Genomic DNA, 25,496 nt, shown 5'->3' with positions numbered 1-25,496 from the left:
GGAACGGGCGCATGGAAATCAAGTCAGTCGGAATCGTCGGAGCGGGGCAAATGGGCAACGGGATTGCGCATGTGTTTGCCCTTGCAGGGTTTGACGTGACAATGACGGACATCAGCCAAGAGAGCCTGACCAAAGCCGTGGCGCTGATTGACCGCAATATCGAGCGACAAGTAACCAAAGGCAAAACCACCGCCGAGGATAAGGCGGCGGCGATGGCGAGGATCAAAACCACGCTAAAACTGGCCGATCTGGGCAAGCTGGACCTGATTATTGAGGCGGCAACGGAACGCGAGACGGTGAAGCAGGCGATTTTCGACGATCTGCTGCCGCATTTGCAGCCGCATACGATTTTGACCTCGAACACGTCGTCGATTTCGATCACGCGGCTGGCAAGCCGGACGGATCGGCCTGAAAAATTCATGGGGTTTCACTTTATGAACCCCGTGCCGGTGATGCAGCTGGTAGAGTTGATCCGCGGGATTGCGACGGACCGCCCAACCTATGATAGCTTGTTGGCGGTGGTGGAAAAGTTGGGGAAAACGGCAGCAAGTGCCGAGGATTTTCCTGCGTTTATCGTAAACCGGATCTTGATGCCGATGATCAACGAGGCGGTTTATACGCTGTACGAAGGGGTCGGGTCGGTCAAATCCATCGACGAATCACTGAAACTGGGGGCCAATCACCCGATGGGGCCACTGGAACTGGCCGATTTTATCGGGCTGGATACCTGTTTGGCGATTATGAACGTGCTGCATGACGGGTTGGCAGATACAAAATACCGCCCCTGCCCGTTGCTGACCAAATATGTCGAAGCGGGCTGGCTGGGTCGCAAAACCCAGCGCGGATTTTACGACTATCGTGGCGATGTGCCAGTGCCGACGCGGTAGGGGTTAGAAGTCTTCGCCAAACAGGGTACGGACCAACTGGTCCAACGCATCCAACAGCGCATCGGCCTGCGGGCCTGATGTTGCCACGGTGATTTCGGTGCCCCGCGAGGCACCCAACATCAATAGGCCCATGATCGAGTCGCCCGACACGGACATCCCGTCTTTGGTGACTTCGGCGCTGGCATCAAACCCTTCGACAACCTCGACAAATTTGGCCGAGGCGCGGGCATGAAGCCCCTTTTCGTTAACGATTTTCAGCTGCCGTTCGGTCATGGTTGGTTTCCTTCGGCGCCCAAATCCAAGCTGTTAATGTATTTGCGGCCCGCATCCAGCGCGAGAGAGACCGCATCCTGCAAGGCCAATTGCCGCGACTTTGCGAGTTTTATCAGCATCGGCAAATTGGCCCCATAAATGATGCGGCGATCACGGCTACAGCACGCCAACAGGGACAGGTTCGACGGCGAACCGCCAAACATATCGGTTACAACCACAACACCACCGCCGGAATCAACACTGTCGGCGGCCGCGCAAATCTCGGCTTGTTTGGCGGCGCGGTCGTGATCTTCCTCGATCGCGACGGCAATCATGTGGGTTTGCTTGCCCACAACATGTTCCACCGCTGAACGATATTCACGTGCAAGCCCCCCGTGGGCCACGATGACAATGCCGATCACGCCTGTTTCACCCTGCCGCTGTAGAGGGCATCACGGCTGCCCTGCGTTCCAGTTCCCGGTGGCGTTTTGCCACTGGCCAGCCCGCATTTGCAAGGCTCGTTGCAATAAGTTCCGTTACGGCAACCGATCTGTGTTGCCCGCCCGTACAGCCAAACCCGATTGCAAGGTGGGTTTTGCCCTCATCCATCTGCGCCGGAAGCAAGAACAGGACAAGGTCGGTGATTTTGGTGATGAATTCGTCAAAGCGTGGGTCTGTTGCAATATGATCGACGACGGCGCTGTCGCGCCCGTCCAGCGCGCGCAAATCGGCTACCCAATGCGGATTGCGCAAAAAGCGGCAGTCAAACACCATATCAATGCCGCGCGGCACCCCGCGTTTATAGGAAAAGGACTGAAGCGACACGGCAAGGCCCACGCTTTCTGTGCCGCCAAACCATTGCGCCACCTCGGCCCGCAGGTCATGCGGCGACATCTCGGTGGTTTCGATCAAGTGGTCAGCGCGGGCACGGATCGGGGCCAAAAGATCGACCTCGCGCGCGATGCCGGTCAATGGCGTGCCATCAGGGGCCATAGGGTGCCGCCTGCGCGTTTGCGAATAGCGGCGGATCAGCTCATCCTCGGCGCAATCGAGGTAAATGACGCTAAGAGAGACGCGCGGGTCGGTGTGCAACCGGTCGATAAGCTCGATAAGGGCTGTGGCGTTGAAATCGCGGTTGCGGGCATCAAGGCCCAAGGCAATCGGTCGGCCAAGGCTCTCGCCTTCGATCAGGCGGGGGACGAGCGAGAGCGGAAGATTATCGATGACTTCATAGCCCAGATCTTCAAGCGCATGAATTGCCGTGCTGCGTCCGGCCCCTGACGGACCAGTCACAAGGACAACGCGATGTTCAAAAATACTGTCGGCTTTGGTCATGTGTTTTCGTCGTCTCCTTAGTCTAGGCGATGCGACTTGCCCGCAACACTTGCAAGATCCCAAAAGGAAAGTGGCGAGATGTTGCCCCGAATACAAGGTCAATCGGAAGACCAAGGACGCTGCGCTGGCGTTTTGGGGGCAGACGGTCCGTCTCAAATTGGTCAAGATCGACGATCAGGGTTACCCGCGCTTGCGCCACAGGGTCCGCGGCCAATAAACCGATGCCTCGCGCCTCGATCAGTCCGCGGATTTTGGGTGGGCAGGTGGCGATTAGGTGATCGCCCGCCCGCGAGATAATCGTGCGATCATCAGCCACCAATCGCGCGCCATACGCCATAAGTTCAAGCCCGAGCGCGGATTTCCCCGCGCCCGACGCGCCAAGGATGAGCACGCCCCGACCGTCCAATGCCACGCAGGTCGCGTGCAACGTTTCGGTTGGATAAGGGCCAGAGTTTGGTCGCATCCTTGCCCCGCGCAGGTTGGTTTTTAGACGGGCAAACCGACAACAAAGCGCGCGCCAAGGGGTTCAGACGTTACATCTGCCGACGTGGGGCGAATGTTTTCAGCCCAGATAACGCCGCCATGCGCCTCGACGATCTGTTTAGAAATGGCGAGGCCAAGACCGGAGTGATCGCCAAATTGCGCAACGGGACGTTCAGAATAGAACCGTTTGAAAACCTTGGTCAGCGCCTGTTCAGGAATCCCAGGACCGGTATCTTCGACCACGATCAGCACACGGTTTTCGCGGCGCCGCGCCCAAACGCGAACAGCATCACCCTTTCCACAGAATGACACAGCATTGGTGATAAGGTTAACAAAAACCTGCGCCAACCGCCCTTCCAAGCCCCTGATAACGATAGGATCGGCAGGCAGGTCGGTGATGAAATCGACACCGTTCTTTTTGGCCTGTTCGCCAAGATAGTCCGACAAATTACGCAAGGTTTTAATAAGGTTGAACTCTTCTTCCTCCTCCTTGACCAATTCACTATCAAGGCGTGAAGCGTTGGAAATATCGCTGACCAGACGGTCAAGGCGGCGGACATCATGTTCGATTACATCCAGCAGTTTTTCGCGGTGGTCTTCCTTTTTGACCATGCGCAGACTGCCCACAGCCGAGCGCAAGCTGGCAAGCGGGTTTTTGATTTCATGGCTGACATCAGCGGCGAATTGTTCGTTCGCATCAATCCGGTCATAAAGTGCTGCAACCATGCCCCGCATCGCGACAGACAAGCGGCCAATTTCATCGGGGCGCGCAGCAAGATCGGGTATACGCACGCGGCCCGGGGCCATTTTGCGGGCGTCGCGGTCACGGCCCAATTCGGCAGCCGCGGCCAGATCGGACAAAGGGTTGGCGATTGTCGAGGCGAGAACGAGGCTGAGGCCAATCGAAACAAGCAAGGCGATGACAAACATCTGCAAAACCTGTTCGCGCTCATGGCGGACCAGCCGATCAATTTCACCTTCGGCTGATGTCAGGGCGACCACACCAAGAACTTCGCCCGCGCTCCAGATCGGGGTGGCGACAGAAAACAACGTACCGCCGCCGGAATCCTTGGCCATGTTGGAACTGGTTTGCCCGGCTAAGGCCGCCTGAAACCCGTTGCGTGCAAGACTTTCGGAATTGATCTTGGCCAGCCCCTGCTCGGCGCCAGACAGCACGCCAGAAACCGTTTCCCAAACGGTGTTCAGGAAATCGGTAATCAGGGTCGACTGCGGTTTTGAATCGATTGGGTAATTGCGCGCCCGACCCTCTTGCCCGCCAATAACCTGACCGGATTTATCAAAGACAAAGACATCAACGCCCGGGGCAATCGTGACGGCCGCCAAGGTTTTAGCAACATCAACCCCTGCCGGATCATTCAAGGCAACGGCCGCAACGCCGATGAGCTGCGCCTCGAACACATCGGCGACCAGTTCCGCCTCGGTCACCAAACCCTGTTCGCGCTGGGTCACAAGGCTGTCACGAAAGGGGTTCATAAACAGAACACCTGCCACCAAAATAACCAAAGCCATCATGTTGAAAATGATGATTTTGCGCGCCAAGGGCGACCGGTTCAGCGCGACAATGCCACGCCTGCCGCGATAGCCCCGAAGTTCGGGCTCCACCAGATCTTCGGGGGCTGTCCAATCTTCGCCCAACAGCACATCGCCAGTGTTGGCTTTTACTGGCTTGCGGGGCGCGGTTTTAGAGATTTGAGGCAAGGCGGTCATAGAGGCGCATCACTCTTCATTATAGCGGTAGCCAATGCCATAGAGCGTTTCGATCGCCGAAAAATCATCATCCGCGGTGCGCATTTTCTTGCGCAAGCGTTTGATATGGCTGTCAATTGTGCGGTCATCAACATAGACCTGATCGTCATAGGCGACGTCCATCAACTGATCGCGGCTTTTTACAAAACCCGGGCGGGTGGCCAGTGCCTGAAGCAGCAGAAATTCGGTAACCGTTAGCGAGACATCGTTGCCCTTCCATGCCACCGCATGGCGCAGCGGGTCCATCCGCAAATGGCCACGTTCCATGACCTTAGTCTCTTCGGTCACAGCGACTTCATCGGTGGCAATCGCATCCTGACGACGCAGCAAAGCGCGAATGCGTTCGACCAACAGACGCTGAGAAAACGGCTTTTTCACATAGTCATCGGCGCCCATCCGCAGGCCCAACACTTCGTCAATCTCATCATCCTTGGAGGTCAGAAAAATCACCGGCATCTGGGTTTTCTGGCGCAGGCGCTGCAACAGATCCATGCCATCCATTCGGGGCATCTTAATGTCTAGCACGGCCATATCGGGCAGGCGGCGGTTAAACGCATCCAATGCCGATTGGCCGTCATTGTAGGTTTCAACTTCGAAACCCTCTGCCTCGAGAGTCATCGCGACAGACGTCAGAATATTTCTGTCGTCATCCACAAGGGCGATCCTTGACATGGGCGTTTTCCCTATACTGCTCATTGTTATTTTTTCCCATTTGCACTTTTCCGCGCCAAAGAATCAACTGCAAACTGCGAATCACCCTTCAAGACCTCTTTAGAAGACAACAAAAAACCGAATGAATGACTAATTTGCCTCACTAAGCGGTCCAGCAGCGATTTGGTTGCGCTAACGCTCGTCTGGTTGCGCTAACTGTGCCAAAGCGTCCTGTTCCCTATCCAAATCACCGTGCTATAGGCAAATTGTCGGCCTCGGCTCCGGGGGCGACCGGATCGCGGCACGCCCGCGCCCCGCTTCAAAACCCAAAACTTGTCGCATCATCGGCATCGGGAGCTTGCACTAGATGAACACAGGACGCGTTAATCCAAACCAAACGCTTGAAAACCAAGGCATTACTGGGCTGGGGGCAGTTCACTATAACCTGATCGAACCCGCTTTGATCGAGGCTGCCGTAAAGGCTGGCGAAGGGAACCTGGGCATTGGCGGGGCGTTCCTCGTCTCGACCGGGCAGTTTACAGGGCGGTCACCCAAGGATAAATTCGTTGTCCGCAGCGCCACGACGGAAAATACGATTTGGTGGGAAAACAATGCCGCCATGACGCCCGAGGCGTTTGCCGCGTTGCGCGCCGATATGCTGGCCCACATGAAGGGCCGCGATTATTTTGTGCAAGATTTGTATGCGGGGGCGGACCCCGTGCATCGGTTGGATGTGCGTGTGGTGGCCGAGCTGGCATGGCATGGGCTGTTTATCCGCCACTTGCTGCGCCGCCCCGAGCGGGCAGAGCTGGACAGTTTTGTTCCGGAATGGACAATCATTAACTGCCCGAGCTTTAAAGCTGATCCTGCGCGCCACGGTTGCCGCACGGAAACGGTGATTGCGCTGAATTTCGATGCTAAGGAAATCTTGATCGCGAATACGGAATATGCGGGCGAGAACAAGAAATCGGTGTTTACACTGCTGAACTATTTGCTGCCCGAAAAGGGTGTGATGGCGATGCATTGTTCGGCCAACCACGCGGTCGATGACCCCGAGGATGCGGCCGTTTTCTTTGGGCTGTCGGGTACAGGGAAAACCACGCTGTCCGCTGATCCGGCGCGCACGCTGATTGGTGATGATGAGCATGGCTGGTCGGATAAGGGCACCTTCAACTTTGAAGGCGGGTGCTATGCCAAGACGATCAATCTGCGGGCCGAAGCCGAGCCGGAGATTTATGCCACAACGCACCGTTTTGGTACGGTGATCGAGAATATGGTCTATAATCCGGAAACGCTGGAGCTGGATTTCGACGATGACAGCCTGACCGCAAACATGCGCTGCGCCTATCCTTTGGACGCGATTTCCAACGCGTCTGAAACGGGATTGGGGGGCCATCCCAAGAATATCATCATGCTGACCTGTGATGCTTTTGGCGTTTTGCCGCCCATCGCCAAGTTGACGCCGGCGCAGGCGATGTATCATTTCTTGTCCGGGTTCACGTCGAAAGTGGCGGGGACCGAGCGGGGGGTGACCGAGCCGACGCCGACGTTTTCGACCTGTTTTGGTGCGCCGTTTATGCCGCGTCGGCCGGAAGTTTATGGCAAGCTGCTGCAAGCCCAGATTGCGGCGCATGGGGCGACCTGTTGGCTTGTGAATACCGGCTGGACAGGTGGGGCGTATGGCACGGGGTCGCGGATGCCTATTCGGGCAACGCGGGCCTTGCTGACGGCAGCCTTGAACGGGACACTGGTTCAAGGTGAGTTCCGCCGCGATCCGAATTTCGGGTTTGAAGTGCCGGTGTCCGTGGATGGGGTGGCGGATGTTTTGCTGGACCCGCGCCGGACATGGTGCGACTCGGCGGCTTATGATGTGCAGGCGGCCAAATTGGTGCAGATGTTTGCCGATAATTTTGGCCAATATGTGCCATTCATTGATGACGACGTGAAAGCGGCGGCAATTTGAGATTGAGGCCGGAGGGATTGGTTTTCTTCCGGCCTGCCCGTATCTGAGAACGGGATTTGAGTATTTTTGCAAAGATGAAACCGCGCGGACAGGCGCTTTGACCGCGCGCGGACATTTTTATAAGTCATTGATTTTGAAATTTATCTTGATTTTTGTTAACCGAATTTTAACGCGGTCACAGGCCCATTGCGCGGCGGAGCAGGTTTAGACCTGTCAGCACCAAGAGCAGTTGGGTCCACCAGCGAAAGCGGGCCTGATTGAGGTGGCTTCCTGCGCGCAGACCCAGCAGCATACCAATGACGGCGGGCACCACAAGGGCGGCGGAAAAGGCCGCATTTGGGCCAGTCATCACGCCCGAATTGATATGGGCGGAGAGCAAGATCACCGAGCCGAGCAGGAAGATGACACCTTGGACGCGCAGCATTTCGCGCTTATCGACGCCAATCGACATCAGATAGACGATCAGCGGCGGCCCCCAAACGCCCGATACGCCGCCATAAAGGCCCGCGACAACGCCAAGCCCCCATTCGGCGCGGCTTTGGTGTTCCAGTTTGATCGCCATGCTGCGGCCCAGCAGTTGCAACACTGCGTAAACGGTTATGGGAAGGCCCAGCAGCGCCAGAAACAGGGGCTGTGGAATATCGCGAACAAATTGCGCCGCCACGGTAATAAAGACCAAGGTTGCCAGCAAAAACCGCCAGTATTTGCGCAAAGAGCCAACGAAGGCCGCGACACCATCACGGAACGCTTGGCCTAGGTTGGTGACAAGTGTGGGCAGGATCAGGCCCGAGAGCGCCACCTCGGGTGGCAAGAAAGACGAAAAGGCCGAGATCATGATCATCGGCATGGCAAAACCGACGGCCCCTTTGACAAATCCCGCAAACAAGGTGATCGCTACGGCAAGCAAAAACATGGGCAAGGCAAGACCTGCGACGACCTGTTCCATTCCGGCTCCTTTTTCGGCTTTGTCTTTGATTTGGGCGACCTATATCGTGGCAGAGAGAGATGTGCAGCAGGTAAATGACCGCGACACAATCGGTCGCTTTGACCGTGTAGATTGAAATCTTGTTGCGCTACGAATGCAAAGGGATTAGACCTTTCGCAGTTGCAGCATTCCCTGAGAGACGGAGCAGATGATGGCCCATGATGGAAACCCCGTAGCCGACACAGGTAGCCCAATTTTAACTGATTTGTTGGGGCTGACCGAAGCCGCGCTACCAGAAGTGACTGCGCTTTTTGAAGACGGGCGCGAGGCGTTGCGGGGCATGGTGACGGTGGGTGGCAGGGTGTCATCTGCCGCGCTGGAGGCCAATCAGGTGGCTGCGCATACGCTCAGCTGGCTTGCGACCTATACCGAAAGCCTTGTGCAGATGCGGGCCTGGGCTGGGCGGCTGGCCGAGGTTGGCGCCTTTGGCGACATGGAACGGTTGCTGCTGCAAATCGGGTTTGGCGAATATTTGGCGCAGATTTCGGGTGGGATTCCGATGTCGCAGGGCGAAATTGCGCGGATTTCGGATTTGGGATTGGCTTGGGTGCCGAGTGCGGCCGCAGCGCAATTGATTGCGTTTGGCAATTCGCAAGCGGCGCGCACGGCGCTGGTGGATTTGATGCAGGACAACCATGGGCGCGCGACCTTTGGCGCCAGCGGATTGGACGAAGAGCTGGAGATGATCCGTGACCAGTTCCGCCGCTTTGCCGATGAAGAGGTGACGCCGCACGCGCATGGCTGGCATTTGCGCGACGAGCTGATCCCGATGGAGATTATCGACAAGCTGGCGGAAATGGGTGTCTTTGGCCTGACGATCCCCGAAAACTTGGGCGGGTTTGGGTTGTCCAAGGCGTCGATGGTGGTGGTGTCTGAGGAGCTGTCACGCGGGTATATTGGTGTGGGGTCGCTGGCCACGCGCACGGAAATTGCGGCCGAGTTGATTTTGTGCGGTGGCACGGATGAGCAGAAATCGCAGTGGTTGCCCAAATTGGCAAGCGGTGAGATTTTGCCGACTGCGGTGTTTACCGAGCCGAATACGGGGTCGGATTTGGGCGCGTTGCGCACGCGGGCGGTGAAGGATGGCGACGATTGGGTGGTGACGGGGAACAAGACTTGGATCACCCACGCCGCGCGGACCCAAGTGATGACCTTGTTGGCGCGGACCGACCCTGACACGACCGATTATCGCGGGTTGTCGATGTTTTTGGCCGAGAAATTGCCCGGCACCGATGCCGAGCCGTTCCCCACGCCGGGGATGACGGGGGGCGAGATTGAGGTTTTGGGCTACCGCGGGATGAAGGAATACGAGCTGGCGTTTGACGGGTTTGCGGTGAAGGGTGAGAACCTTTTGGGAGGCGTGCCGGGCCAAGGGTTCAAGCAGTTGATGCAGACGTTTGAGAGTGCACGCATCCAGACGGCGGCGCGGGCTATTGGTGTGGCGCAGAACGCGCTTGAGGTCGGGATGCAATACGCCATTGACCGCAAGCAGTTTGGCAAGGCGCTGATCGCGTTTCCACGGGTTTCCGGCAAGTTGGCGATAATGGCGGTTGAGGTGATGATCGCGCGGCAGTTGACGTATTTTTCCGCATGGCAAAAGGATCATGACAAGCGTTGCGACCTTGAGGCGGGGATGGCGAAACTGCTGGGCGCGCGGGTGGCTTGGGCTGCGGCGGATAATGCGTTGCAGATCCATGGCGGCAACGGGTTTGCGCTGGAGTATCAGATTTCCCGCATTCTGTGCGATGCGCGGATTTTGAACATCTTTGAAGGGGCGGCCGAAATTCAGGCGCAGGTGATTGCGCGGCGGCTGCTGGATTAAAGGGTCATTCGCCCGGAAGCCAGCGCCCATGCGACGGGCGCGGGCTGCCGAGGCGGGGGTGGAGTTTGCCCGCGACGGCCATGCAGCCGACCATGGCGGCGCCCGCCACAGCAAAGACGGCTGGAAGCGGGGCCACCAGCAGCACAAGCCATGCTGTGCCAGGTGTCAATATGCCCGACACATCTCGAAAGCTGGAGTATATGGCCGCCATCTCGGTCCGTTCCGAGGGTTTGACGGCCATGAGAAATGGCAGGCCGCCGACCACATCCAGCACGACCAGCATGACAGCGCCCGCCATCATAAACCCGACTGCCGCCCACGGCAGTGGTGAGACGAAAGCCGAGGCGATGAAGGCCAGTGCGCACAGGGCGAACGCCCCCCGGACCGCGCGCCTTACCGTCAGCCGCGTGGCGATGCGCAGCATCAAGGGCGTAAGAAACAGTAAAGCGTTCGATAGCGACAGCGCCACTCCGCCCACCTTGTCACCCAAGCCGTTTTCAATACAAAAGATGGGCAAATAAACGACATAGACCCACCAGCCACAAGACCGGATCACCGCGAAAAGCCAGCCGGCAATAAGCCTTGGTTGTTTGAAAAACCGGCCCAAAAAGGCCAAGGGGTTGGCGGCAGGGCGGCGCGCGCGGCTTATCTGTTTGCCATTGCCAAGACGCAATATCCAAAAAGTGCTCAGCAAAAGCAGGCCCAACACACCCGCCAACAGAAATGGCAGCGGCGCCCAAACCTCGCGCAGCCACACGCCCAGCAGCGGGCCAATCGCCCAAGGGGCTGCAGCAAAGACCATGTTCATCGACTGGGCTTTGCCAAGGTTGGAGCGGTCGATATAATCCAGCACATAGGCGTTAAAGCAGACGAATGTGGTGGCCGTGGCGCCTGCGTTGACCATCAGCGCCAGTGGAACCGTTACAGCCGTTCCATACATCGCCAGCGCCGCCCCCAGCACATACATCAACGCGCCAATCGTATACATCCAGCGGCGCGGAATATAGCGGGTGGCCCAAGGCACCATCAGCCCCAAACACAAAGAGGCAAGCCCCGCGATGAAATACACCTCGCTGACCGTTTCGGCATTGCCCAGCGCATCATACACGGTCAGCGGCATTACCGAAATCAACATGCCCCGCACACAGGCGTCAAGCCCCGCCAGCAAGGCGAAATCGCGGACTTTGGGAACAGGGCTGTGCCGCAGCAAAACCGGAACATATTTGTTCGCCATAGGCCGCGCTTTCCTTCGCCTTTCCCCCTTTTTGCGCCTGATCAAAGCGCGGTGTCGCGACGCTGTGCGACACGGGCGGCAAAATACGACATCGCTTGGCGTGAATGGTTAGGCTTTGGAAATCGTGGCCTGCGCCAAAATCGCCGCCTGATCAAGCCAAGCCGCGCGGGCCGCGTCCGTGCTGGGAACCAAAGGGGCAAAGGTGCGGCGGGTGACTTGGGCTGTGCTGCAATAGCCCAAAATGCAATCACGCCAGATGCGGTCCAGCGGGTCGCCAAACCGCGCCGCCTCGGTTTCCGGCGATGTGTTTGACGTGTTCAAAATCAAGGCCGCGCGCAGGGGCAACAGGCCAATCGGGTCGGTCCCTTCCGCAGTGCCTTGTGGGAACCCGTAAGCCACGTTCAGCGCGAACACACGGTCGATCCAGCCTTTCAAAATGGCAGGCGGCATGCCCCACATGACAGGATGCACCACGGCCAACAGATCGGCGGATGCCAGATCGGCGATGTGGCGGCGCACCAGCGGGTCTGTGGTCGGCGCGCCCCGCGCCTCCTCGGGGGTCAGGCGCGGGTCGAAAGTTTCAACAGCCAGATCCCGCACCACGACCTTCGCGCCAAGCTGTTCCCAAGCCGTGACAATCCGTGCGGCAAGTGCATGGTTAAAACTGTTCGGCGCGGGGTGGCCGATGACAACAAGCGCTTTCATTTTGCTTTCCCTAACAGGGTGATCAAACGTGTTCTGGCCTCGGGCAAGGGGCGACCCATCAACCCTTCGGTCAATTCGCGCGCCAGAAAATGGCCCGTGATCGCAAGACCTTGGGTGATTTCCAAAGCACTTGCAGGCCCCTGCCCCATCAGGCATTGCGGCAAAGGAAACAAACGGTCGGCCCAATCGCCTGCGCCCTTGCGGCTGACAGCGCGGCCGGTTTTGGGGCTGACAAAGGCCAGATCGTCGCGGCTGCCCGTGGCGGCACAGCGGGTGAGGTCAAGGCCAAAGCCCAATTCCTCCAGCAACGTCAACTCCCAGCGCAGATACAGCGCGGGCCAGTCGGGGTCATGTTCCAATGCGGCCAGCAAGTGCATGGTGGCGCGCCACAGGGTTGGATGCGCCTCACGCTCGGGCAAGGCTGCGCGCAGCATGGCGCAAATCGCCGTCAACCCCGCCAGCGCCAAACGGTCGCCCATAAGGCCCGCGCGGCTTTGCAAGGGTTCCACGGTATAGTTGCCAAGCTGGTCCTCTAACCGAGCGCGCCACGCCACCGCAAGCTGGGTCCCAGGCTGCATGGTCGCGGCCTGTTTGCGTGACGCGCCACCCCGCACAACCCCTGCATGGCGGCCATGGGTGGCGGTAAACACCTCTATGATGGCCGAAGATTCGCCGTGCGCGCGCATGGCAATCAGCACCCCTTCATCTTGCCAATCCATCAAAGCCTGTCCAATTCTTGGTGCGGCAACGCTTGCATGTCCATGTTTGGATGCAGTGTTGGCGCAGCGCAAGCCTAGTCTGCCAGCCCCTCTTCCTCGAGCAAATGGCGCCCCGCGCGGTCTTCAACCTCTACCACCCAAAGATCACTGTCAAACTGGCGCTGGCGGGCGATGGCGGCATCCACATCCGCCTCGGCCCCCGCGATCAAAACAACCCAAGCGCGGTTGCCCGACATCAGGTCAAAACTGCGCTGAAAGGCGCGGGCGGTGCCATCAAGGGGCGCTTGTTTTACCAAAACCGCCCCCGCCGTTGCATCGCCATGTGCCGTGATAAAGGCCGGAATGCCCGCCAGTTCCAACCGCTTCAAATAGGCCCTTACCCAAAAATCCGCTGTCAGACGCGTGGCCATGCCTTGCCCTTTTTCTGTTCACAAATATCCATCAACCGGCGCCGCAAACACGGGCTGCAGGTGGCAAAGCGTCAGTTCCCGTCTTTGAATTCAAGGCCCATTTCGGAATAGCGTTCGGGTTCTTCCAACCAGTTTGGCCGCACCTTGACCTGAAGGAACAGATGCACGGGGCGGCCCAGAAATTCCATCATATCCACACGCGCGGCTTGGCCCACGGATTTGACCGTTTCGCCCTTGTTGCCCAAAACGATGCCTTTGTGGCCATCACGGGCGACATAGATGATTTGGTCGATGCGGGTAGAGCCGTCTTTGCGGTCTTCCCATTTCTCGGTTTCCACGGTCAGCTGATAGGGCAGTTCTTCGTGCAAGCGCAGGGTCAGCTTTTCGCGGGTAATCTCGGCCGCGATCATGCGCATGGGCAGATCGGCGATCTGGTCTTCGGGATAGAACCACGGGCCGGTTGGCAATTCACCCGCCAGCCATTCGCGCAGTTTATCAACGCCGTATCCCTTTTCGGCCGAGATCATAAAGGTTTCGGCAAAGGGGAAAGCGTCGTTCATCTTTTGGGCAAGGGCCAACAGCACCTCGGCCTTGACGCGGTCGATTTTGTTAATGGCCAGCGCCACCTTTTGGCCCTGCGGGATGCGGTCGCGCATGGTGTCGATGATGGCGGCGGTGCCTTCGGTCAACCCGCGATGCGCCTCGATCAGCAGGACGATCAGATCGGCGTCGGCGGCCCCGCCCCACGCAGCGGCGATCATCGCGCGGTCAAGCCGGCGGCGAGGGCGGAACAGGCCGGGGGTATCGACAAACACGATCTGCGCCGATCCTTGCATGGCGATGCCGCGAATACGGGCGCGGGTGGTTTGCACCTTATGCGTCACGATAGACACTTTGGACCCGACCATGCGGTTCAGCAGCGTCGATTTGCCAGCGTTGGGTTCGCCGATCAGGGCAACAAAGCCCGCACGGGTGTTGCCATCGCCGCCGACGGGGCCGGTTTCTGCGCTGGTTCCGGGGCCGATTGGTTTGGTGTCGTCAGTCATTTGTTTGCTCCATCCGGGCCAAAAGGGCGCGGGCTGCGGCCTGTTCGGCGGCGCGTTTCGTTCCGGCGGATGCCGTTTCGGATTCAGTATTGTCCAGCTGCACCATCACCGTAAAGACGGGTTGGTGATCGGGGCCGGAGCGGGCTTGTTCGGTATAGCGCGGCGGGGTCATGCCACGGGCTTGCGCCCATTCTTGCAGCGCGGTTTTGGGGTCGCGGGCGTCTTGTTTGACGCTGGCGATGCGGTCCGCCCACAAACGCGTTATCAGGCTGCGGGCGGCATCAAAACCCGCGTCGACATAGACGGCGGCGATGATCGCCTCAAGCGCGTCGCCCAGCAGCGCCTCTTTGCGCCGCCCGCCTGACATCATTTCCGACCGGCCCAGTTTCAGCACATCGCCAAGGCCGATTTCGCGGGCGACATCGGCGCAGGTTTCCTTGCGCACCATCGCGTTGAACCGTGGCGCAAGCTGGCCTTCGGCGGCACCTGTGTCGGCGGTCAGCAGCGCCTCGGCCATGACAAGGCCCAACACGCGGTCGCCCAGAAACTCCAGCCGCTGGTTGTCGGGGCGGGTGGGCGAGGACAGCGAGGCGTGGGTCACGGCCTCAACCAAAATCTCGGGGGATTTAAAGCTGTGGCCCAAGCGGGATTCAAAGGCGCGCAGATCAGCGGCGAGTTTCATTCCACAGCCCCCCAATAGCGGCCAGCGTGCCATGTGGTGACAACCAGCATCGACTTGCCTGCGACAGCGGTCAGAACGCCAAGCAACGGAAAGGCCCAGCGCGCAAGGTCGGGGCGGCTGACAGCACGCGCGAAGAGTGCCAGTGTCGCCATAGTGCAAATGCCAAAAACCAACCAGCCCCGCTTGCGCGAGGCTGTGCCGTTCATATCAAAAAACGATCTGAAAAGGCTTTGGGTTTGCGTCATGCGGCGGCCAGCATCATCGGGATCATTGCACCGCTTTGAAGAAACGGTCCGACCGCCATGTCCAGACATAGAACAACGACTTGCCCGCAGACGAGAACATCACTCGGTCCGCACGGCCAATCAGGTTCTCGGCCGGCACAAAGCCGACACCGCCCACGGCCCGCCCAACGCGGCTATCTTGGGAGTTGTCACGGTTGTCGCCCATAAAGAAATAATGTCCGGCAGGCACGGTAAAGACATCGGTGTTATCAAGACCGCCGTTGACATCAATGTTCAGGATCGAATGCGTGCGCCCGTTTGGATAGCTGGCACTGGGCAATGTTTCGATATAGCGCGATTTCAGGCATTCGCTGCCGATGCCCAGAACACCCGAAGAGTTTTCACAGCGCGGCAGATTGCCAGCGGGGCCTTGATAATCCTTCACCTCGGAAAACTGACCGTCTGGCTGTTGGGGCACAGGGGTGCCGTTCAGGATGATCTGACCTTCACGCAGTTGCACCGTATCGCCCGGCAAACCGATCAGACGCTTGATGTAATCAGAGCCTGCAACGGGGTGGCGAAAAACCGCCACATCGCCGCGTTCCGGTTCGGAAAACAGCAAACGGCCGGTAAAGGGGCACAGACCCAAGGGGCAGGAATATTGCGAATAGCCGTAGGCCATTTTGTTCACGAAAACAAAGTCGCCAATCAGCAGCGTATCTTTCATCGACCCTGACGGGATCCAGAAGGGTTGAAAGAACAAAGTGCGGAAAATGCCTGCGATCAGGAGCGCGTAGACGATGGTCTTGATTGTCTCGACGATGCCGCCTTCGGGGTTTGCCTTGCTGGCCATGATCTTTTGCCTTTTGCTGCTTTGCGGCGCTACATGCGCGCGGGGGCGAGGGGAGTCAAGCGTCCTAGGGTTTTGGGCGGGTTTTGTGAGAGATTTGCGGCTGTGGATTAGGGGCTAAGGGGCCGTGCCTCGATCACCACAAAGGCCTGCGCCCAAGGGTGATCATCGGTCAGGGTCACATGCACAACCGCCTCGTGCCCTGCGGGGGTCATGGCCTTCAGGCGTTCGGCGGCCCAGCCTGTCAGGTGCATTTGCGGTTGGCCCGTACGCAGGTTTGACACGGCCATATCTTTCCATGCGATGCCCATGCGCAAACCTGTGCCAAGCGCCTTGGAACAGGCCTCTTTGGCGGCCCAACGTTTGGCATAGGTGGCAGGGGCATGGGCGCGGCGTTCGGCAAGGGCCTGTTCGCTGTCGGTGAACACACGGTTGCGAAAGCGGTCGCCAAAGCGGGCCAGCGTGGCCTCTATCCGTTCGATATTGGCCAGATCGGTGCCGATACCAAGGATCATGCCTGTGGGACGCCCGCACGCGCGCCGTCGATACGGCGGCGCATTTCCTCAATCGCGGGGCCAAGGCCGCGAAACACGGCTTCGCCGATAAGGAAATGGCCGATGTTCAGTTCGACCACTTCGGGGAAAAGGGCGACATGACTGGCGGTTTCATAATCGAGCCCGTGGCCCATATGCACCTCTAGGCCCAGACTATGGGCAAGCATGGCGCCTTTGCGCAGGGCTTCGCGTTCTTGGGCGGCTTCGTCGTGCAGGCCTTCGGCCATGAGGTCACAGTAGCGGCCTGTATGCAGTTCGACCACCGCAGCACCAATTCTGGCCGAGGCATGAATTTGCGCGGCTTCATGGCCAATGAACAAGGACACGCGGCAGCCAGCATCGCGCAAGGGGGCGATAAAGGCGGCAAGACGCTGTTCGTCGCCTGCCACGTCAAGCCCGCCTTCGGTTGTGCGTTCTTCGCGCTTTTCGGGGACAAGGCAGACGGCATGGGGTTTGAGGCGCAAGGCGATGGCCTGCATTTCCGGCGTGGCGGCGCATTCGAAATTCAGCGGGATCGAGATGCCCGCCATCAGCGCCTCGATATCGCCGTCACGGATATGGCGGCGATCTTCGCGCAAGTGGGCGGTGATGCCATCAGCGCCAGACACCTCGGCCAACAGGGCCGCGCGCAAAGGATCGGGCAGCGCACCGCCCCGAGCATTGCGGATGGTTGCCACGTGGTCGATGTTGATGCCCAGCCGCAGCTTGCCAAAAGTGTTCATCTTACTTTCCTTTTTGTCTCATCTGCGAAGTGCCCCGCCTTGCCGCAGGGCGTTATGCCAAAGTTTAGACGTTTGATGGCCCCACGTCATCCCCTGAGACGAGCGGGTCGGCGCGGTTTTCTGCCTCGGCCTCACGCGCGGCGAGGCGTTTGGCCAAGCGTTCGCGCAGCTTTTTCTTGCGGCGGTTTTGATAGGCAAGGATCAAGGGCAGGCTGATGTAATAGCCTGCAATGCCGCTGAAAATGCCCAGAACGGTGCCGCCCAGCAGATATGGCAGATAGACGCGAAAGAAAAAGCGATGAAGCCGGTCCCAATGCGCGGGGGCGTCATTGAACAGCGAGGTGATGTTGTGCCAAAATTCAACGCTTGCCTGCCCGAAATCGGTAAAGATTTCCAAGGGCGACATCACGCCGGGGTGGCCAAGCAGGTAATTGCCCAGTTCCACGCCGAAGCCCGCGATGAACGGGAAGGTAATGGGGTTGCCGACGAAGGTGGCCATGAGCGAGGCGATGATATTGCCGCGTATGATCCACGCCAGAAGCGCGGCACCGGCAAAGTGGAACCCGAACAGCGGGGTGAAAGAGATAAACACTCCCGCCAGCACACCGCGCGCGATGCGGTGGGGTGCGTCGGGCAAACGGCGAAGGCGGTGTTTCATGTAATGGGCTGCACGTGTCCAACCGCCGCGCGGCCAGAACCCTTCGGCCATGACCCGCCCCCAAGACCGTTTGTCGCGCCGCTTAAACACCATACCCTGAGGTCTTCCTATTCATAGCATCAGGGCTTGCGCCGAGGGTCGCGATGGCGGCCCACCTCGGCCACATCGGTTTCGGCTTCGAGTGCGGTCATGATCATGTGAAGATGCTCTACGTCCCGCAGGTCAACGTCAATCAGCAAACGGTAAAAATCTGGTTTGCGGTCAACAAATTGCAGGTCCGAGATGTTTGCCTTTTGCTGGCCGATCAGGGTGCACATGCGGCCCAGAACGCCCGCATCGTTGGAAATGGTCAAATCAAGGCTAACGGTGTTTACGGGCGCGTGGCGACCCGATTGCCAGTTCAGATCGACCCAGCGTTCGGGCTGATCCTCAAGCTCTTCCAGCGCTGCGCAGTCGATGGCGTGAACCACAACGCCTTGGCCACGGTAGGCGATGCCGACAATGCGTTCGCCGGGCACAGGCTGGCAACAGGCGGCACGGCGGAAGGTTTGATCATCGCTGAGGCCAATGACGGGGCGCGAGGAATCGACAGTATCGCCCGGCGCTTGGGTCAGTTCGGGGTAGAGGGTTTCAAGCACTTTGCGGGCGGTCAGTTCGGCCGAGCCGATACGGGCCAGCAGTTCGTTTTCATCGGGCAGCGCCAGCATGCGGGCAGCGGTGCGCAGCGCCTTGTCGGTGGCTCTGCGGCCCACGTGGTCAAAGGCGGCGCGGGTCAGTTCGCGGCCAAGTTTGATGAAACGGCCCTTATCCTCTTCGCGCAGGGACCGGCGGATCGCAGCTTTGGCGCGGCCTGTGGTGACGATTTCAATCCACGACGCTTGCGGGCGCTGACCTTCGGCGGTGATGATTTCAACAGACTGGCCGTTTTTAAGACGGGTCCAGAGCGGCACACGGATGCCATCAATTTTGGCCGAGACGGTGGAATTGCCGATGCGGGTGTGGATGGAATAAGCGTAATCCAAAGGGGTGGCGCCGCGTGGCAGCTGGATGACATCGCCTTTGGGAGTAAAGCAGAACACCTGGTCGGTGTACATTTCCAGTTTTACGTTTTCGAGGAAATCATCGTGATCATCCTCGTTCATATTTTCAGTCAGCTTGGCGACCCATTTAACCGGATCAACGGCAAAGGGGTTATTGGCGCGCACACCTTCGCGATAGGACCAATGGGCGGCCACGCCTGCCTCGGCCACTTCGTGCATTTGGCGGGTGCGGATTTGCACCTCGACCCGTTTGCCATCGCGCCCCGATACGGTGGTATGGATGGACCGGTAGCCGTTGTTTTTCGGCTGGCTGATGTAATCCTTGAACCGACCCGGAACGGCGCGCCAGCGTTGGTGAATAACGCCAAGGACACGGTAGCAATCGGCCTCGGACCGCGTGATAATACGGAACCCGTAGATATCGGAGAGGCGGGAAAAGGACAGATCCTTTTCCTGCATCTTGCGCCAGACGGAATAAGGTTTTTTGGCGCGGCCAAACACATCGGCATCAATATCGGCGCGGTCCAGTTCGGTGCGGATATCGGCGGTGATTTTATAGACCACATCGCCCGCCTCACGCTGAAGCGTGATAAAGCGACGAATGATGGAATTGCGCGCATCGGGGTTGATGACGCGAAAGGCCAGATCTTCCAGTTCCTCGCGCATCCATTGCATGCCCATCCGGCCTGCAAGAGGGGCAAAGATTTCCATCGTTTCGCGCGCCTTTTGGACCTGCTTGTCAGGGCGCATGGATTTGATGGTGCGCATGTTGTGCAAACGGTCGGCGAGTTTGACCAAGATTACCCGTAAATCCTTGGACATCGCCATGAACAGTTTGCGAAAGTTTTCGGCCTGTTTGGATTGAGTCGAAGACAGCTGCAGATTGGTAAGTTTGGTTACGCCATCGACCAGCTCGGCGACCTCATCGCCAAACTTTTCCGCAACTTCGGTATAGGTGGCTTTGGTGTCTTCGATGGTGTCGTGCAGAAGGGCGGTGATGATGGTGGCATCATCCAGCCGTTGTTCGGTCAGAATCGCGGCGACGGCGACGGGATGGGTGAAATAGGGTTCACCCGAATGGCGCACCTGACCGTCATGCACCCGCATACCATATGCATAGGCGCGGCGGATCAGATCGGCATTTGTGCGGGGGTTATAGTTGTGAACGAGGGCGACAAGGTCTTCGACGTCGATCATCCTCGCCACATCCTGTTTTGGGCGGTTTGCCTAGGGTCAGGGCGCCCATAGCGGCGCCCCGAAGTGTCGTGCCTTAGTTGGAGCCTTGGGCTTCCATCAAAGCCCGGAGCAGACGCTCTTCGGACATGTCATCCTGTGCCGGACGGTCCATTTCGCCACCCATGAGCAGCGACATCTGGTCTTCTTCCGGCTCATCCACCTCGATCTGGGTTTGATGGCTTTCGATCATCCGTTCGCGCAGGCTGTCGGCCAGCTGCGTTTCATCTGCAATTTCGCGCAAAGATACGACAGGGTTTTTGTCGTTATCGCGGTCAACCGTGATCGGCGAGCCTGCCTGAATTTCGCGGGCGCGGTGCGCCGCAAGCATGACCAGTTCAAACCGGTTCGGGACTTTATCAACGCAATCTTCAACCGTGACGCGGGCCATAAAGACACCCTTTCAGTAATGAGTTTAGGAGTGGCCTGTGTAAGGGTTGGCAAAACCCTTGACAAGCGCCTTATGCCGTTCGTTTTGCCTTGAAACGCGACAATTTGCCGTGAATGGGCGCGGATTTGGCGGCGCAAGGCGAATCGGGATAGCCTAGCCTTGCCCGATTGGCCTGACGGATGCCAGATCGGCGGATGGTAAGGCATCCCGCAACTGGACGGTGGTTTTCTCAAGCGTCGGGTGGCACCAATCCGCCGCCACCTCGGCCAAGGGGACCAAAACGAAGGCCCGATCGGCCAAGCGGGGGTGAGGCAAGATCAACTGATCGGGGGTCAGGCGGGCCTGATCGGCGGGGACAAGGGTTTGCCAATGAGCATGGACATCAAGGTTGGGCAACACCAAGTCGCCAATGGCCAACAGATCAAGATCAAGCGTGCGGCCCGCCCAACGAGAGCTGCGGGCACGGGCATGCGCCGCCTCGACCCGATGTAGACATGCCAAAACCTGATCGGGCGAAAGGGCATCGGGGGCATCAAAGACGGCGGCCGCATTCACGTAATCCGGTCCAGCGCCTGCCGGAAAGCAGGGTGTGGCGAAAAGCTGGCTTTGCGCCCGCAATGTGAAACCGGATGCGGCAATATCAGACAGCGCCGCCGCCACAGTATCGGCGGGGGTTCGCACCGGGGACACCCCATCATTGGGCAGGTTTGCGCCAAGGGCGACAAGAATGCGCATTTTTCCTCGTTTTTCCCCGTTACAGGTTTACATTCAAAGCTTGATATAACGACCAATAAACCGATAAAGACTGAATATTCGTATCAATTCATTTTTCGATCAGGCACGACCCGCGAAATTGACATGTGCGAGATTATTTGAGGGGAAAAATAATGTTTTACAAGGACGAAAGGCTGGCGTTGTTTATCGACGGGTCTAACCTTTATGCAGCCGCAAAGGCGCTGGGGTTCGATATCGACTATAAACTGCTGCGCCATGAATTCATGCGTCGGGGCAAGTTGCTGCGCGCGTTCTACTACACCGCCTTGCTGGAAAACGACGAGTATTCGCCCATTCGCCCGCTGGTGGATTGGCTGAATTACAACGGTTTTTCGATGGTAACCAAGCCGGCCAAAGAATACACCGACAGCCAAGGTCGCCGTAAGGTGAAGGGCAATATGGATATCGAGCTGGCCGTGGATGCGATGGAACTTGCGCCGCGGATCGACCATGCCGTTATCTTTTCAGGCGATGGTGATTTCCGCCCGCTGATCGAAAGCCTGCAACGCCAGGGCGTGCGCGTTTCGGTGGTGTCGACCATCCGCAGCCAGCCGCCGATGATTGCCGATGAATTGCGCCGTCAGGCCGACAATTTCATCGAGTTGGACGAGCTGCGCGATGTGATCGGCCGCCCACCCCGTGAACCACGGTTGGATGGTGAAGACGTGATGGAACCTGTTGCGGTAAAATAAGCACTGGCTGCGGCTGCCTTGTGGGGACGAGGTGGTTTGCGGCAAGAAACGGAAAAAGGGGCGCAGGGTTGCGCCCCTTTTGTTTATGCGTTGGTGGGATTGCACTTTGGGGCGCTGCGGATTGTCTTTGCAAGGCGGAGTGATCTGCGGCAATAGCAGGGCATGGTAATACTCTCGTCACTTTTTGGGTTGTTTGTGGCAGCGTTTGTGGCGGCCACCATTGTGCCGTTTCAATCAGAGATCATCTTTGCGGCCCTGCAAGTCGCCGGGCGTGTTCCCGTGGTTTGGTTGATTGTGGTCGCGAGCATCGGCAATACCTTGGGGGCGTTGGTCAATTATTACATCGGCTTTGGCATCACGCGGTTTGAAGGCAAACGCTGGTTTCCGGCCACGCCTGCGCAGATGGCCCGCGCCGAAGCCTGGTTTCAGCGGTGGGGCGTTTGGGTGCTGCTGGTCAGTTGGTTACCTGCAGGGGATGTGATGACCGTGATGGCGGGGGTGATGCGCACGCCTGTTTGGTTGTTTATTGTGCTGGTCGGCATTGCCAAGACCACGCGCTATATCGGGCTGGCGTTGATCACGGCGGGGCTGATCGGCTAGCAGGGGCCGACATTTCGGGTGAAAAGAATGCGGTCTGGGCTGGACCTGTGGTGGCTTGGGCCTTACCTGTAAGGCGATCGCAACCGGAGACGACCTGATGACTTTGCCGCCCCTAACGCTGTATCTCGCCGCCCCGCGCGGGTTTTGTGCGGGCGTGGACCGCGCGATCAAGATTGTTGAATTGGCGCTGCAAAAATGGGGGGCGCCGGTTTATGTGCGCCACGAGATTGTTCATAACAAGTTTGTCGTCGACGATTTGCGCGCCAAAGGGGCGGTGTTTGTCGAGGAACTGGACGAGTGCCCCGATGATCGGCCCGTCATATTCTCGGCGCATGGCGTGCCGAAATCAGTGCCTGCGGCGGCGCAGGCACGCGCGATGATTGCCGTTGATGCGACCTGTCCGTTGGTTACCAAGGTTCATAATGAGGCGGCGCGCCATTCGGCGGACGGGTTGCAAATGGTCATGATTGGCCATGAGGGCCACCCCGAAACCGTGGGCACCATGGGGCAATTGCCCGAGGGTGAGGTGGTTTTGGTGGAAACCGAGGCCGATGTGGCGGGGTTGGTGGTGCGCGATCCATCCAAGCTTGCCTATATCACCCAGACCACTTTGTCGGTCGATGATACGGCAGGGATCGTGGCCGCCTTGCAGGCGCGGTTTCCGGCGATTGTGGGGCCGCATAAGGAAGACATTTGCTATGCCACCACCAACCGGCAAGCTGCCGTTAAGGCGATTGCGCCCAAGATTGACGCGTTGTTGGTGATTGGTGCGCCCAATTCCAGCAACTCCAAGCGCTTGGTCGAGGTTGGTCGCGCGGCGGGGTGCGCCTATGCGCAACTGGTGCAGCGCGCGGTTGATATTGACTGGCGGGCGTTGGAGGGGATTGGCGCGGTTGGCATTACCGCTGGGGCAAGTGCGCCCGAGGTGTTGGTCAATGAGGTGATTGATGCGTTTCGCGCCCGCTATGACACCACAGTCGAATTGGTGGAAACCGCGCAGGAAACGGTCGAGTTTAAAGTGCCGCGCGTTCTGCGCGAAAGCGTGTGATGCAGCCCGTCCCGCGCGCAGCGCTTTGGTTGGGACTGGCCGGGTTGCTGCCTTTTCTTTGGAGCGTTGCGACGCAACTCTCGGCGCCGCTTTTTGACTGGGGGTTGGCCCTGCTGGGTCCGCACTTTGTGGGTGCCTATGCGGGGCTTGCCTATGGCACGGTGATTTTATCGTTCATGTCTGGGGTTTTGTGGGGGTTTGCAACACGGGCAGGCGACCGCGCAGGTCTGGCCTATGCTGTGTCGGTACTCCCGGCGCTGTGGGCTTTTTTCACCGTTGGGGGCGGGCCGGAACTTGCCGCGATCAACTTGATGATCGGATTTGCGGGGCTGTTATGTCTTGATTTTCTGTTCTGGCAATGGCGGCTTGCCCCGCGTTGGTGGATGCAATTGCGTGTGCTGCTGACATCTGTGGTATTGGCTTGTTTGTGTGTCACGGCGTTTGATCTTGCCTGATCTGCGACACCCTGCAACAGCGCGGTTTTGTGCGGTGACGGAGGATGCCCAAGGCGGGGGCGATCATCACCCCCATGTCGGCTGGCAAGGTTGCGCCGCCTAGGCAGTTGGCCGTGGATGAAATCAGCGCAGTCTCTGGACCTTTGACGCCCGTCTGCTTAGACCTGCGCAAAACGAGGAGACCGCAATGCCCGACCTTTATGCGTATACGGATGGTGCCTGTTCGGGCAACCCTGGCCCTGGTGGTTGGGGTGTCTTGATGCTGGCGCGCGACGGCGATGTGGTGGTCAAAGAGCGCTGTTTGCAAGGCGGCGAGGCGGACACCACCAACAACCGGATGGAATTGATGGCCGCGATTTCGGCGCTCGAGGCGCTTGTGCGGCCTTCGGCCGTGATTGTGGTGACCGATAGTGCCTATGTGAAAAACGGGATTACCGAATGGTTGGCCGGTTGGAAGCGCAAGAACTGGCGCACGGCGGGTGGGTCGCCGGTGAAGAATGTGGATTTATGGCAACGGCTGGATGAGGCGCGTTTGCGTCACACGGTGGAATGGCGCTGGATCAAGGGCCATGCGGGCCATGCCGAAAACGAGCGGGCGGATGAGTTGGCGCGGGCGGGGATGGCGCCGTTCAAGCCTGCCAAGGTTATGGGTTCCAAGGCGGGGGCGCCAAAGTGACGTTGTTGCTGGGTTTGGATTTTGCATCGGTCGCGGTGTTTGCCTTGACGGGCGCGCTGGTGGCATCGCGCAGCCAGCTGGACCTTGTCGGGTTCATCTTTATCGCTTGCCTTACGGCAGTGGGGGGCGGGACGATCCGCGATGTGCTGTTGAACCGTGATGTGGTGTTTTGGATTGCGGATCCTTCGATTTTATTGGCAGCCGTTGCGGCAGCGGTACTGGTGTTCTTCGGCGCGCATTTGCTGGAAAGCCGGTACCGCGCGATTGTGTGGTTGGATGCGTTCGCCTTGGCCATTGCCGTGCCTGCGGGTGTGGGCGTGGCGATGGGGTTGGGCCACCACTGGGCTATCGTGATGGTGATGGGCGTGGCAACGGGTTGCTTTGGCGGGTTGATGCGCGATGTTGTCTGCAACGAAGTGCCGTTGGTGTTAAAACAGGGCGAGATTTACGCCACGGCCGCCTTTGCGGGGGCTGGGGCGGCAGTTTTGGCGGTGTTATTGGGCTATTCCAGCGGCTATGCGCTGCTGGCCTGCGCCGGTGTGACCTTCGTTTTGCGGGCGGGGAGCATTGCCTTTGGCTGGGGCTTGCCTGTGTACCGGACCAAACCGCCTCGCCCAGAAAGCCCAAAGCAAAGCTGA

At 58.8% G+C, this 25,496-nt stretch carries 30 protein-coding genes; 9 read left to right on the top strand and 21 right to left on the bottom strand.

The window, feature by feature from the left end:
- The first annotated feature begins 11 nt into the window (after positions 1–11).
- Positions 12–887 (top strand): 3-hydroxybutyryl-CoA dehydrogenase, encoded by an 876-nt coding sequence (locus G560_RS0101565; RefSeq protein WP_022702557.1) that lies wholly within the window; start codon positions 12–14, stop codon positions 885–887.
- 3 nt (positions 888–890) lie between these two features.
- Here G560_RS0101565 and G560_RS0101560 read toward each other — a convergent pair whose 3' ends face one another.
- From G560_RS0101560 to G560_RS0101535, 6 genes are read right to left on the bottom strand one after another with little or no spacing between them, the layout of a single operon-like run.
- Positions 891–1,160 (bottom strand): HPr family phosphocarrier protein, encoded by a 270-nt coding sequence (locus tag G560_RS0101560; RefSeq protein ID WP_022702556.1) that lies wholly within the window; start codon positions 1,158–1,160, stop codon positions 891–893.
- Positions 1,157–1,561 carry a PTS sugar transporter subunit IIA gene (locus G560_RS0101555; protein WP_022702555.1) on the bottom strand — a complete coding sequence of 135 codons (405 nt, stop codon included), beginning with the start codon at positions 1,559–1,561 and terminating at the stop codon, positions 1,157–1,159. Before G560_RS0101555 ends, G560_RS0101560 begins: the two co-directional genes overlap by 4 nt.
- 7 nt (positions 1,562–1,568) lie before the next feature.
- On the bottom strand, positions 1,569–2,474 hold the full coding sequence (rapZ, locus tag G560_RS0101550) for an RNase adapter RapZ (protein ID WP_022702554.1): 906 nt from the start codon (positions 2,472–2,474) through the stop codon (positions 1,569–1,571).
- A gap of 22 nt (positions 2,475–2,496) precedes the next feature.
- Positions 2,497–2,937, bottom strand: coding sequence for an HPr kinase/phosphorylase (locus G560_RS0101545; RefSeq protein WP_022702553.1), 441 nt, complete (start codon positions 2,935–2,937; stop codon positions 2,497–2,499).
- A 23-nt stretch (positions 2,938–2,960) separates the two neighbouring features.
- Positions 2,961–4,685 (bottom strand): sensor histidine kinase, encoded by a 1,725-nt coding sequence (locus tag G560_RS0101540; RefSeq protein WP_022702552.1) that lies wholly within the window; start codon positions 4,683–4,685, stop codon positions 2,961–2,963.
- A gap of 9 nt (positions 4,686–4,694) precedes the next feature.
- Positions 4,695–5,396: a response regulator transcription factor gene (locus G560_RS0101535; RefSeq protein ID WP_022702551.1), complete on the bottom strand. Its 702-nt coding sequence runs from the start codon at positions 5,394–5,396 to the stop codon at positions 4,695–4,697.
- A gap of 346 nt (positions 5,397–5,742) precedes the next feature.
- On the opposite strand from G560_RS0101535, the gene G560_RS0101530 reads away from it, so the two are divergent.
- Complete coding sequence (locus G560_RS0101530; protein ID WP_022702550.1) at positions 5,743–7,338, top strand: phosphoenolpyruvate carboxykinase; 1,596 nt, start codon at positions 5,743–5,745, stop codon at positions 7,336–7,338.
- A 175-nt stretch (positions 7,339–7,513) separates the two neighbouring features.
- Here the strand turns inward: G560_RS0101530 and G560_RS0101525 are convergent, their stop codons facing one another.
- Positions 7,514–8,284 (bottom strand): sulfite exporter TauE/SafE family protein, encoded by a 771-nt coding sequence (locus tag G560_RS0101525; RefSeq protein ID WP_022702549.1) that lies wholly within the window; start codon positions 8,282–8,284, stop codon positions 7,514–7,516.
- 190 nt (positions 8,285–8,474) lie between these two features.
- Between G560_RS0101525 and G560_RS0101520 the strand changes: the two genes are divergently transcribed.
- Positions 8,475–10,145 (top strand): acyl-CoA dehydrogenase family protein, encoded by a 1,671-nt coding sequence (locus G560_RS0101520; protein ID WP_028913604.1) that lies wholly within the window; start codon positions 8,475–8,477, stop codon positions 10,143–10,145.
- A gap of 4 nt (positions 10,146–10,149) precedes the next feature.
- On the opposite strand, the gene G560_RS0101515 is transcribed toward G560_RS0101520, so the two are convergent.
- The 14 genes from G560_RS0101515 to folK all read right to left on the bottom strand — a co-directional run bounded on the left by G560_RS0101515 (position 10,150) and on the right by folK (position 21,348).
- Positions 10,150–11,379, bottom strand: coding sequence for an MFS transporter (locus G560_RS0101515; RefSeq protein ID WP_022702547.1), 1,230 nt, complete (start codon positions 11,377–11,379; stop codon positions 10,150–10,152).
- Positions 11,380–11,487: 108 nt separating this feature from the next.
- Positions 11,488–12,084, bottom strand: a complete 597-nt coding sequence (locus G560_RS0101510) for an NAD(P)H-dependent oxidoreductase (protein ID WP_022702546.1) — start codon at positions 12,082–12,084, stop codon at positions 11,488–11,490.
- A complete protein-coding gene (gene recO, locus G560_RS0101505) occupies positions 12,081–12,806 on the bottom strand; it encodes a DNA repair protein RecO (RefSeq protein ID WP_028913603.1) in 726 nt (241 codons plus the stop codon). The genes G560_RS0101510 and recO overlap by 4 nt, the downstream gene beginning before the upstream one ends.
- Positions 12,807–12,877: 71 nt before the next feature.
- The gene (locus G560_RS0101500) at positions 12,878–13,213 is read right to left on the bottom strand and encodes a DUF1491 family protein (RefSeq protein ID WP_022702544.1); all 336 of its coding nucleotides are present in this window, start codon (positions 13,211–13,213) and stop codon (positions 12,878–12,880) included.
- Positions 13,214–13,284: 71 nt separating this feature from the next.
- Positions 13,285–14,259, bottom strand: a complete 975-nt coding sequence (gene era / locus G560_RS0101495) for a GTPase Era (RefSeq protein ID WP_022702543.1) — start codon at positions 14,257–14,259, stop codon at positions 13,285–13,287.
- Positions 14,252–14,941, bottom strand: coding sequence for a ribonuclease III (gene rnc, locus G560_RS0101490; protein WP_022702542.1), 690 nt, complete (start codon positions 14,939–14,941; stop codon positions 14,252–14,254). The genes era and rnc overlap by 8 nt, the downstream gene beginning before the upstream one ends.
- Positions 14,938–15,147, bottom strand: a complete 210-nt coding sequence (locus G560_RS0101485; protein ID WP_155947078.1) for a hypothetical protein — start codon at positions 15,145–15,147, stop codon at positions 14,938–14,940. The genes rnc and G560_RS0101485 overlap by 4 nt, the downstream gene beginning before the upstream one ends.
- A gap of 61 nt (positions 15,148–15,208) precedes the next feature.
- Positions 15,209–16,018, bottom strand: a complete 810-nt coding sequence (gene lepB, locus G560_RS0101480) for a signal peptidase I (RefSeq protein WP_022702540.1) — start codon at positions 16,016–16,018, stop codon at positions 15,209–15,211.
- Positions 16,019–16,125: 107 nt separating this feature from the next.
- Positions 16,126–16,530, bottom strand: a complete 405-nt coding sequence (acpS, locus tag G560_RS0101475) for a holo-ACP synthase (protein ID WP_022702539.1) — start codon at positions 16,528–16,530, stop codon at positions 16,126–16,128.
- Positions 16,527–17,291 carry a pyridoxine 5'-phosphate synthase gene (locus G560_RS0101470; RefSeq protein ID WP_022702538.1) on the bottom strand — a complete coding sequence of 255 codons (765 nt, stop codon included), beginning with the start codon at positions 17,289–17,291 and terminating at the stop codon, positions 16,527–16,529. The genes acpS and G560_RS0101470 overlap by 4 nt, the downstream gene beginning before the upstream one ends.
- Before the next feature lie 64 nt (positions 17,292–17,355).
- On the bottom strand, positions 17,356–18,042 hold the full coding sequence (locus G560_RS0101465; RefSeq protein WP_022702537.1) for a DUF2062 domain-containing protein: 687 nt from the start codon (positions 18,040–18,042) through the stop codon (positions 17,356–17,358).
- A 26-nt stretch (positions 18,043–18,068) separates the two neighbouring features.
- Positions 18,069–20,186, bottom strand: a complete 2,118-nt coding sequence (locus G560_RS0101460) for a RelA/SpoT family protein (protein WP_022702536.1) — start codon at positions 20,184–20,186, stop codon at positions 18,069–18,071.
- 73 nt (positions 20,187–20,259) lie between these two features.
- Positions 20,260–20,613, bottom strand: coding sequence for a DNA-directed RNA polymerase subunit omega (rpoZ, locus tag G560_RS0101455; protein WP_022702535.1), 354 nt, complete (start codon positions 20,611–20,613; stop codon positions 20,260–20,262).
- A 153-nt stretch (positions 20,614–20,766) separates the two neighbouring features.
- Entirely contained in the window at positions 20,767–21,348 is a 582-nt protein-coding gene (gene folK / locus G560_RS0101450) for a 2-amino-4-hydroxy-6-hydroxymethyldihydropteridine diphosphokinase (protein WP_022702534.1), read from the bottom strand.
- Between the two features lie 152 nt (positions 21,349–21,500).
- On the opposite strand from folK, the gene G560_RS0101445 reads away from it, so the two are divergent.
- The 6 genes from G560_RS0101445 (at position 21,501) to G560_RS0101420 (ending at position 25,496) form a co-directional block, all read left to right on the top strand.
- Positions 21,501–22,079, top strand: coding sequence for a LabA-like NYN domain-containing protein (locus G560_RS0101445; RefSeq protein ID WP_022702533.1), 579 nt, complete (start codon positions 21,501–21,503; stop codon positions 22,077–22,079).
- Between the two features lie 162 nt (positions 22,080–22,241).
- Positions 22,242–22,679 (top strand): YqaA family protein, encoded by a 438-nt coding sequence (locus G560_RS0101440; RefSeq protein ID WP_022702532.1) that lies wholly within the window; start codon positions 22,242–22,244, stop codon positions 22,677–22,679.
- Positions 22,680–22,776: 97 nt separating this feature from the next.
- On the top strand, positions 22,777–23,727 hold the full coding sequence (gene ispH, locus G560_RS0101435; RefSeq protein WP_028913601.1) for a 4-hydroxy-3-methylbut-2-enyl diphosphate reductase: 951 nt from the start codon (positions 22,777–22,779) through the stop codon (positions 23,725–23,727).
- On the top strand, positions 23,727–24,182 hold the full coding sequence (locus G560_RS0101430; RefSeq protein WP_022702530.1) for a DUF3429 domain-containing protein: 456 nt from the start codon (positions 23,727–23,729) through the stop codon (positions 24,180–24,182). The genes ispH and G560_RS0101430 overlap by 1 nt, the downstream gene beginning before the upstream one ends.
- Before the next feature lie 187 nt (positions 24,183–24,369).
- Positions 24,370–24,858: a ribonuclease HI gene (rnhA, locus tag G560_RS0101425; protein ID WP_022702529.1), complete on the top strand. Its 489-nt coding sequence runs from the start codon at positions 24,370–24,372 to the stop codon at positions 24,856–24,858.
- The gene (locus G560_RS0101420; protein ID WP_022702528.1) at positions 24,855–25,496 is read left to right on the top strand and encodes a trimeric intracellular cation channel family protein; all 642 of its coding nucleotides are present in this window, start codon (positions 24,855–24,857) and stop codon (positions 25,494–25,496) included. The genes rnhA and G560_RS0101420 overlap by 4 nt, the downstream gene beginning before the upstream one ends.

The sequence above is a fragment of the Pseudorhodobacter ferrugineus DSM 5888 genome (assembly GCF_000420745.1).
In the GTDB taxonomy this organism is placed as follows: domain Bacteria; phylum Pseudomonadota; class Alphaproteobacteria; order Rhodobacterales; family Rhodobacteraceae; genus Pseudorhodobacter; species Pseudorhodobacter ferrugineus.
Note: the sequence above shows the minus strand (reverse complement) of the source record. Positions and strands in the feature narration are given on the sequence as shown.

What these genes read in the sequence shown, in the direction of transcription:
- G560_RS0101465 (WP_022702537.1), bottom strand. Translation starts at nt 18,042, where the DNA reads ATGGTGTTTAAGCGGCGCGACAAACGGTCTTGGGGGCGGGTCATGGCC.
- G560_RS0101535 (WP_022702551.1), bottom strand. Translation starts at nt 5,396, where the DNA reads ATGTCAAGGATCGCCCTTGTGGATGACGACAGAAATATTCTGACGTCT.
- G560_RS0101500 (WP_022702544.1), bottom strand. Translation starts at nt 13,213, where the DNA reads ATGGCCACGCGTCTGACAGCGGATTTTTGGGTAAGGGCCTATTTGAAG.
- G560_RS0101565 (WP_022702557.1), top strand. Translation starts at nt 12, where the DNA reads ATGGAAATCAAGTCAGTCGGAATCGTCGGAGCGGGGCAAATGGGCAAC.
- G560_RS0101485 (WP_155947078.1), bottom strand. Translation starts at nt 15,147, where the DNA reads ATGAACGGCACAGCCTCGCGCAAGCGGGGCTGGTTGGTTTTTGGCATT.
- G560_RS0101440 (WP_022702532.1), top strand. Translation starts at nt 22,242, where the DNA reads ATGGTAATACTCTCGTCACTTTTTGGGTTGTTTGTGGCAGCGTTTGTG.
- ispH (WP_028913601.1), top strand. Translation starts at nt 22,777, where the DNA reads ATGACTTTGCCGCCCCTAACGCTGTATCTCGCCGCCCCGCGCGGGTTT.
- acpS (WP_022702539.1), bottom strand. Translation starts at nt 16,530, where the DNA reads ATGATCCTTGGTATCGGCACCGATCTGGCCAATATCGAACGGATAGAG.
- G560_RS0101540 (WP_022702552.1), bottom strand. Translation starts at nt 4,685, where the DNA reads ATGACCGCCTTGCCTCAAATCTCTAAAACCGCGCCCCGCAAGCCAGTA.
- G560_RS0101510 (WP_022702546.1), bottom strand. Translation starts at nt 12,084, where the DNA reads ATGAAAGCGCTTGTTGTCATCGGCCACCCCGCGCCGAACAGTTTTAAC.
- G560_RS0101520 (WP_028913604.1), top strand. Translation starts at nt 8,475, where the DNA reads ATGGCCCATGATGGAAACCCCGTAGCCGACACAGGTAGCCCAATTTTA.
- rapZ (WP_022702554.1), bottom strand. Translation starts at nt 2,474, where the DNA reads ATGACCAAAGCCGACAGTATTTTTGAACATCGCGTTGTCCTTGTGACT.
- rnhA (WP_022702529.1), top strand. Translation starts at nt 24,370, where the DNA reads ATGCCCGACCTTTATGCGTATACGGATGGTGCCTGTTCGGGCAACCCT.
- G560_RS0101545 (WP_022702553.1), bottom strand. Translation starts at nt 2,937, where the DNA reads ATGCGACCAAACTCTGGCCCTTATCCAACCGAAACGTTGCACGCGACC.
- G560_RS0101560 (WP_022702556.1), bottom strand. Translation starts at nt 1,160, where the DNA reads ATGACCGAACGGCAGCTGAAAATCGTTAACGAAAAGGGGCTTCATGCC.
- G560_RS0101430 (WP_022702530.1), top strand. Translation starts at nt 23,727, where the DNA reads ATGCAGCCCGTCCCGCGCGCAGCGCTTTGGTTGGGACTGGCCGGGTTG.
- G560_RS0101530 (WP_022702550.1), top strand. Translation starts at nt 5,743, where the DNA reads ATGAACACAGGACGCGTTAATCCAAACCAAACGCTTGAAAACCAAGGC.
- G560_RS0101445 (WP_022702533.1), top strand. Translation starts at nt 21,501, where the DNA reads ATGTTTTACAAGGACGAAAGGCTGGCGTTGTTTATCGACGGGTCTAAC.
- lepB (WP_022702540.1), bottom strand. Translation starts at nt 16,018, where the DNA reads ATGGCCAGCAAGGCAAACCCCGAAGGCGGCATCGTCGAGACAATCAAG.
- rpoZ (WP_022702535.1), bottom strand. Translation starts at nt 20,613, where the DNA reads ATGGCCCGCGTCACGGTTGAAGATTGCGTTGATAAAGTCCCGAACCGG.
- era (WP_022702543.1), bottom strand. Translation starts at nt 14,259, where the DNA reads ATGACTGACGACACCAAACCAATCGGCCCCGGAACCAGCGCAGAAACC.
- G560_RS0101470 (WP_022702538.1), bottom strand. Translation starts at nt 17,291, where the DNA reads ATGAACACTTTTGGCAAGCTGCGGCTGGGCATCAACATCGACCACGTG.
- G560_RS0101515 (WP_022702547.1), bottom strand. Translation starts at nt 11,379, where the DNA reads ATGGCGAACAAATATGTTCCGGTTTTGCTGCGGCACAGCCCTGTTCCC.
- G560_RS0101460 (WP_022702536.1), bottom strand. Translation starts at nt 20,186, where the DNA reads ATGATCGACGTCGAAGACCTTGTCGCCCTCGTTCACAACTATAACCCC.
- G560_RS0101525 (WP_022702549.1), bottom strand. Translation starts at nt 8,284, where the DNA reads ATGGAACAGGTCGTCGCAGGTCTTGCCTTGCCCATGTTTTTGCTTGCC.
- folK (WP_022702534.1), bottom strand. Translation starts at nt 21,348, where the DNA reads ATGCGCATTCTTGTCGCCCTTGGCGCAAACCTGCCCAATGATGGGGTG.
- rnc (WP_022702542.1), bottom strand. Translation starts at nt 14,941, where the DNA reads ATGAAACTCGCCGCTGATCTGCGCGCCTTTGAATCCCGCTTGGGCCAC.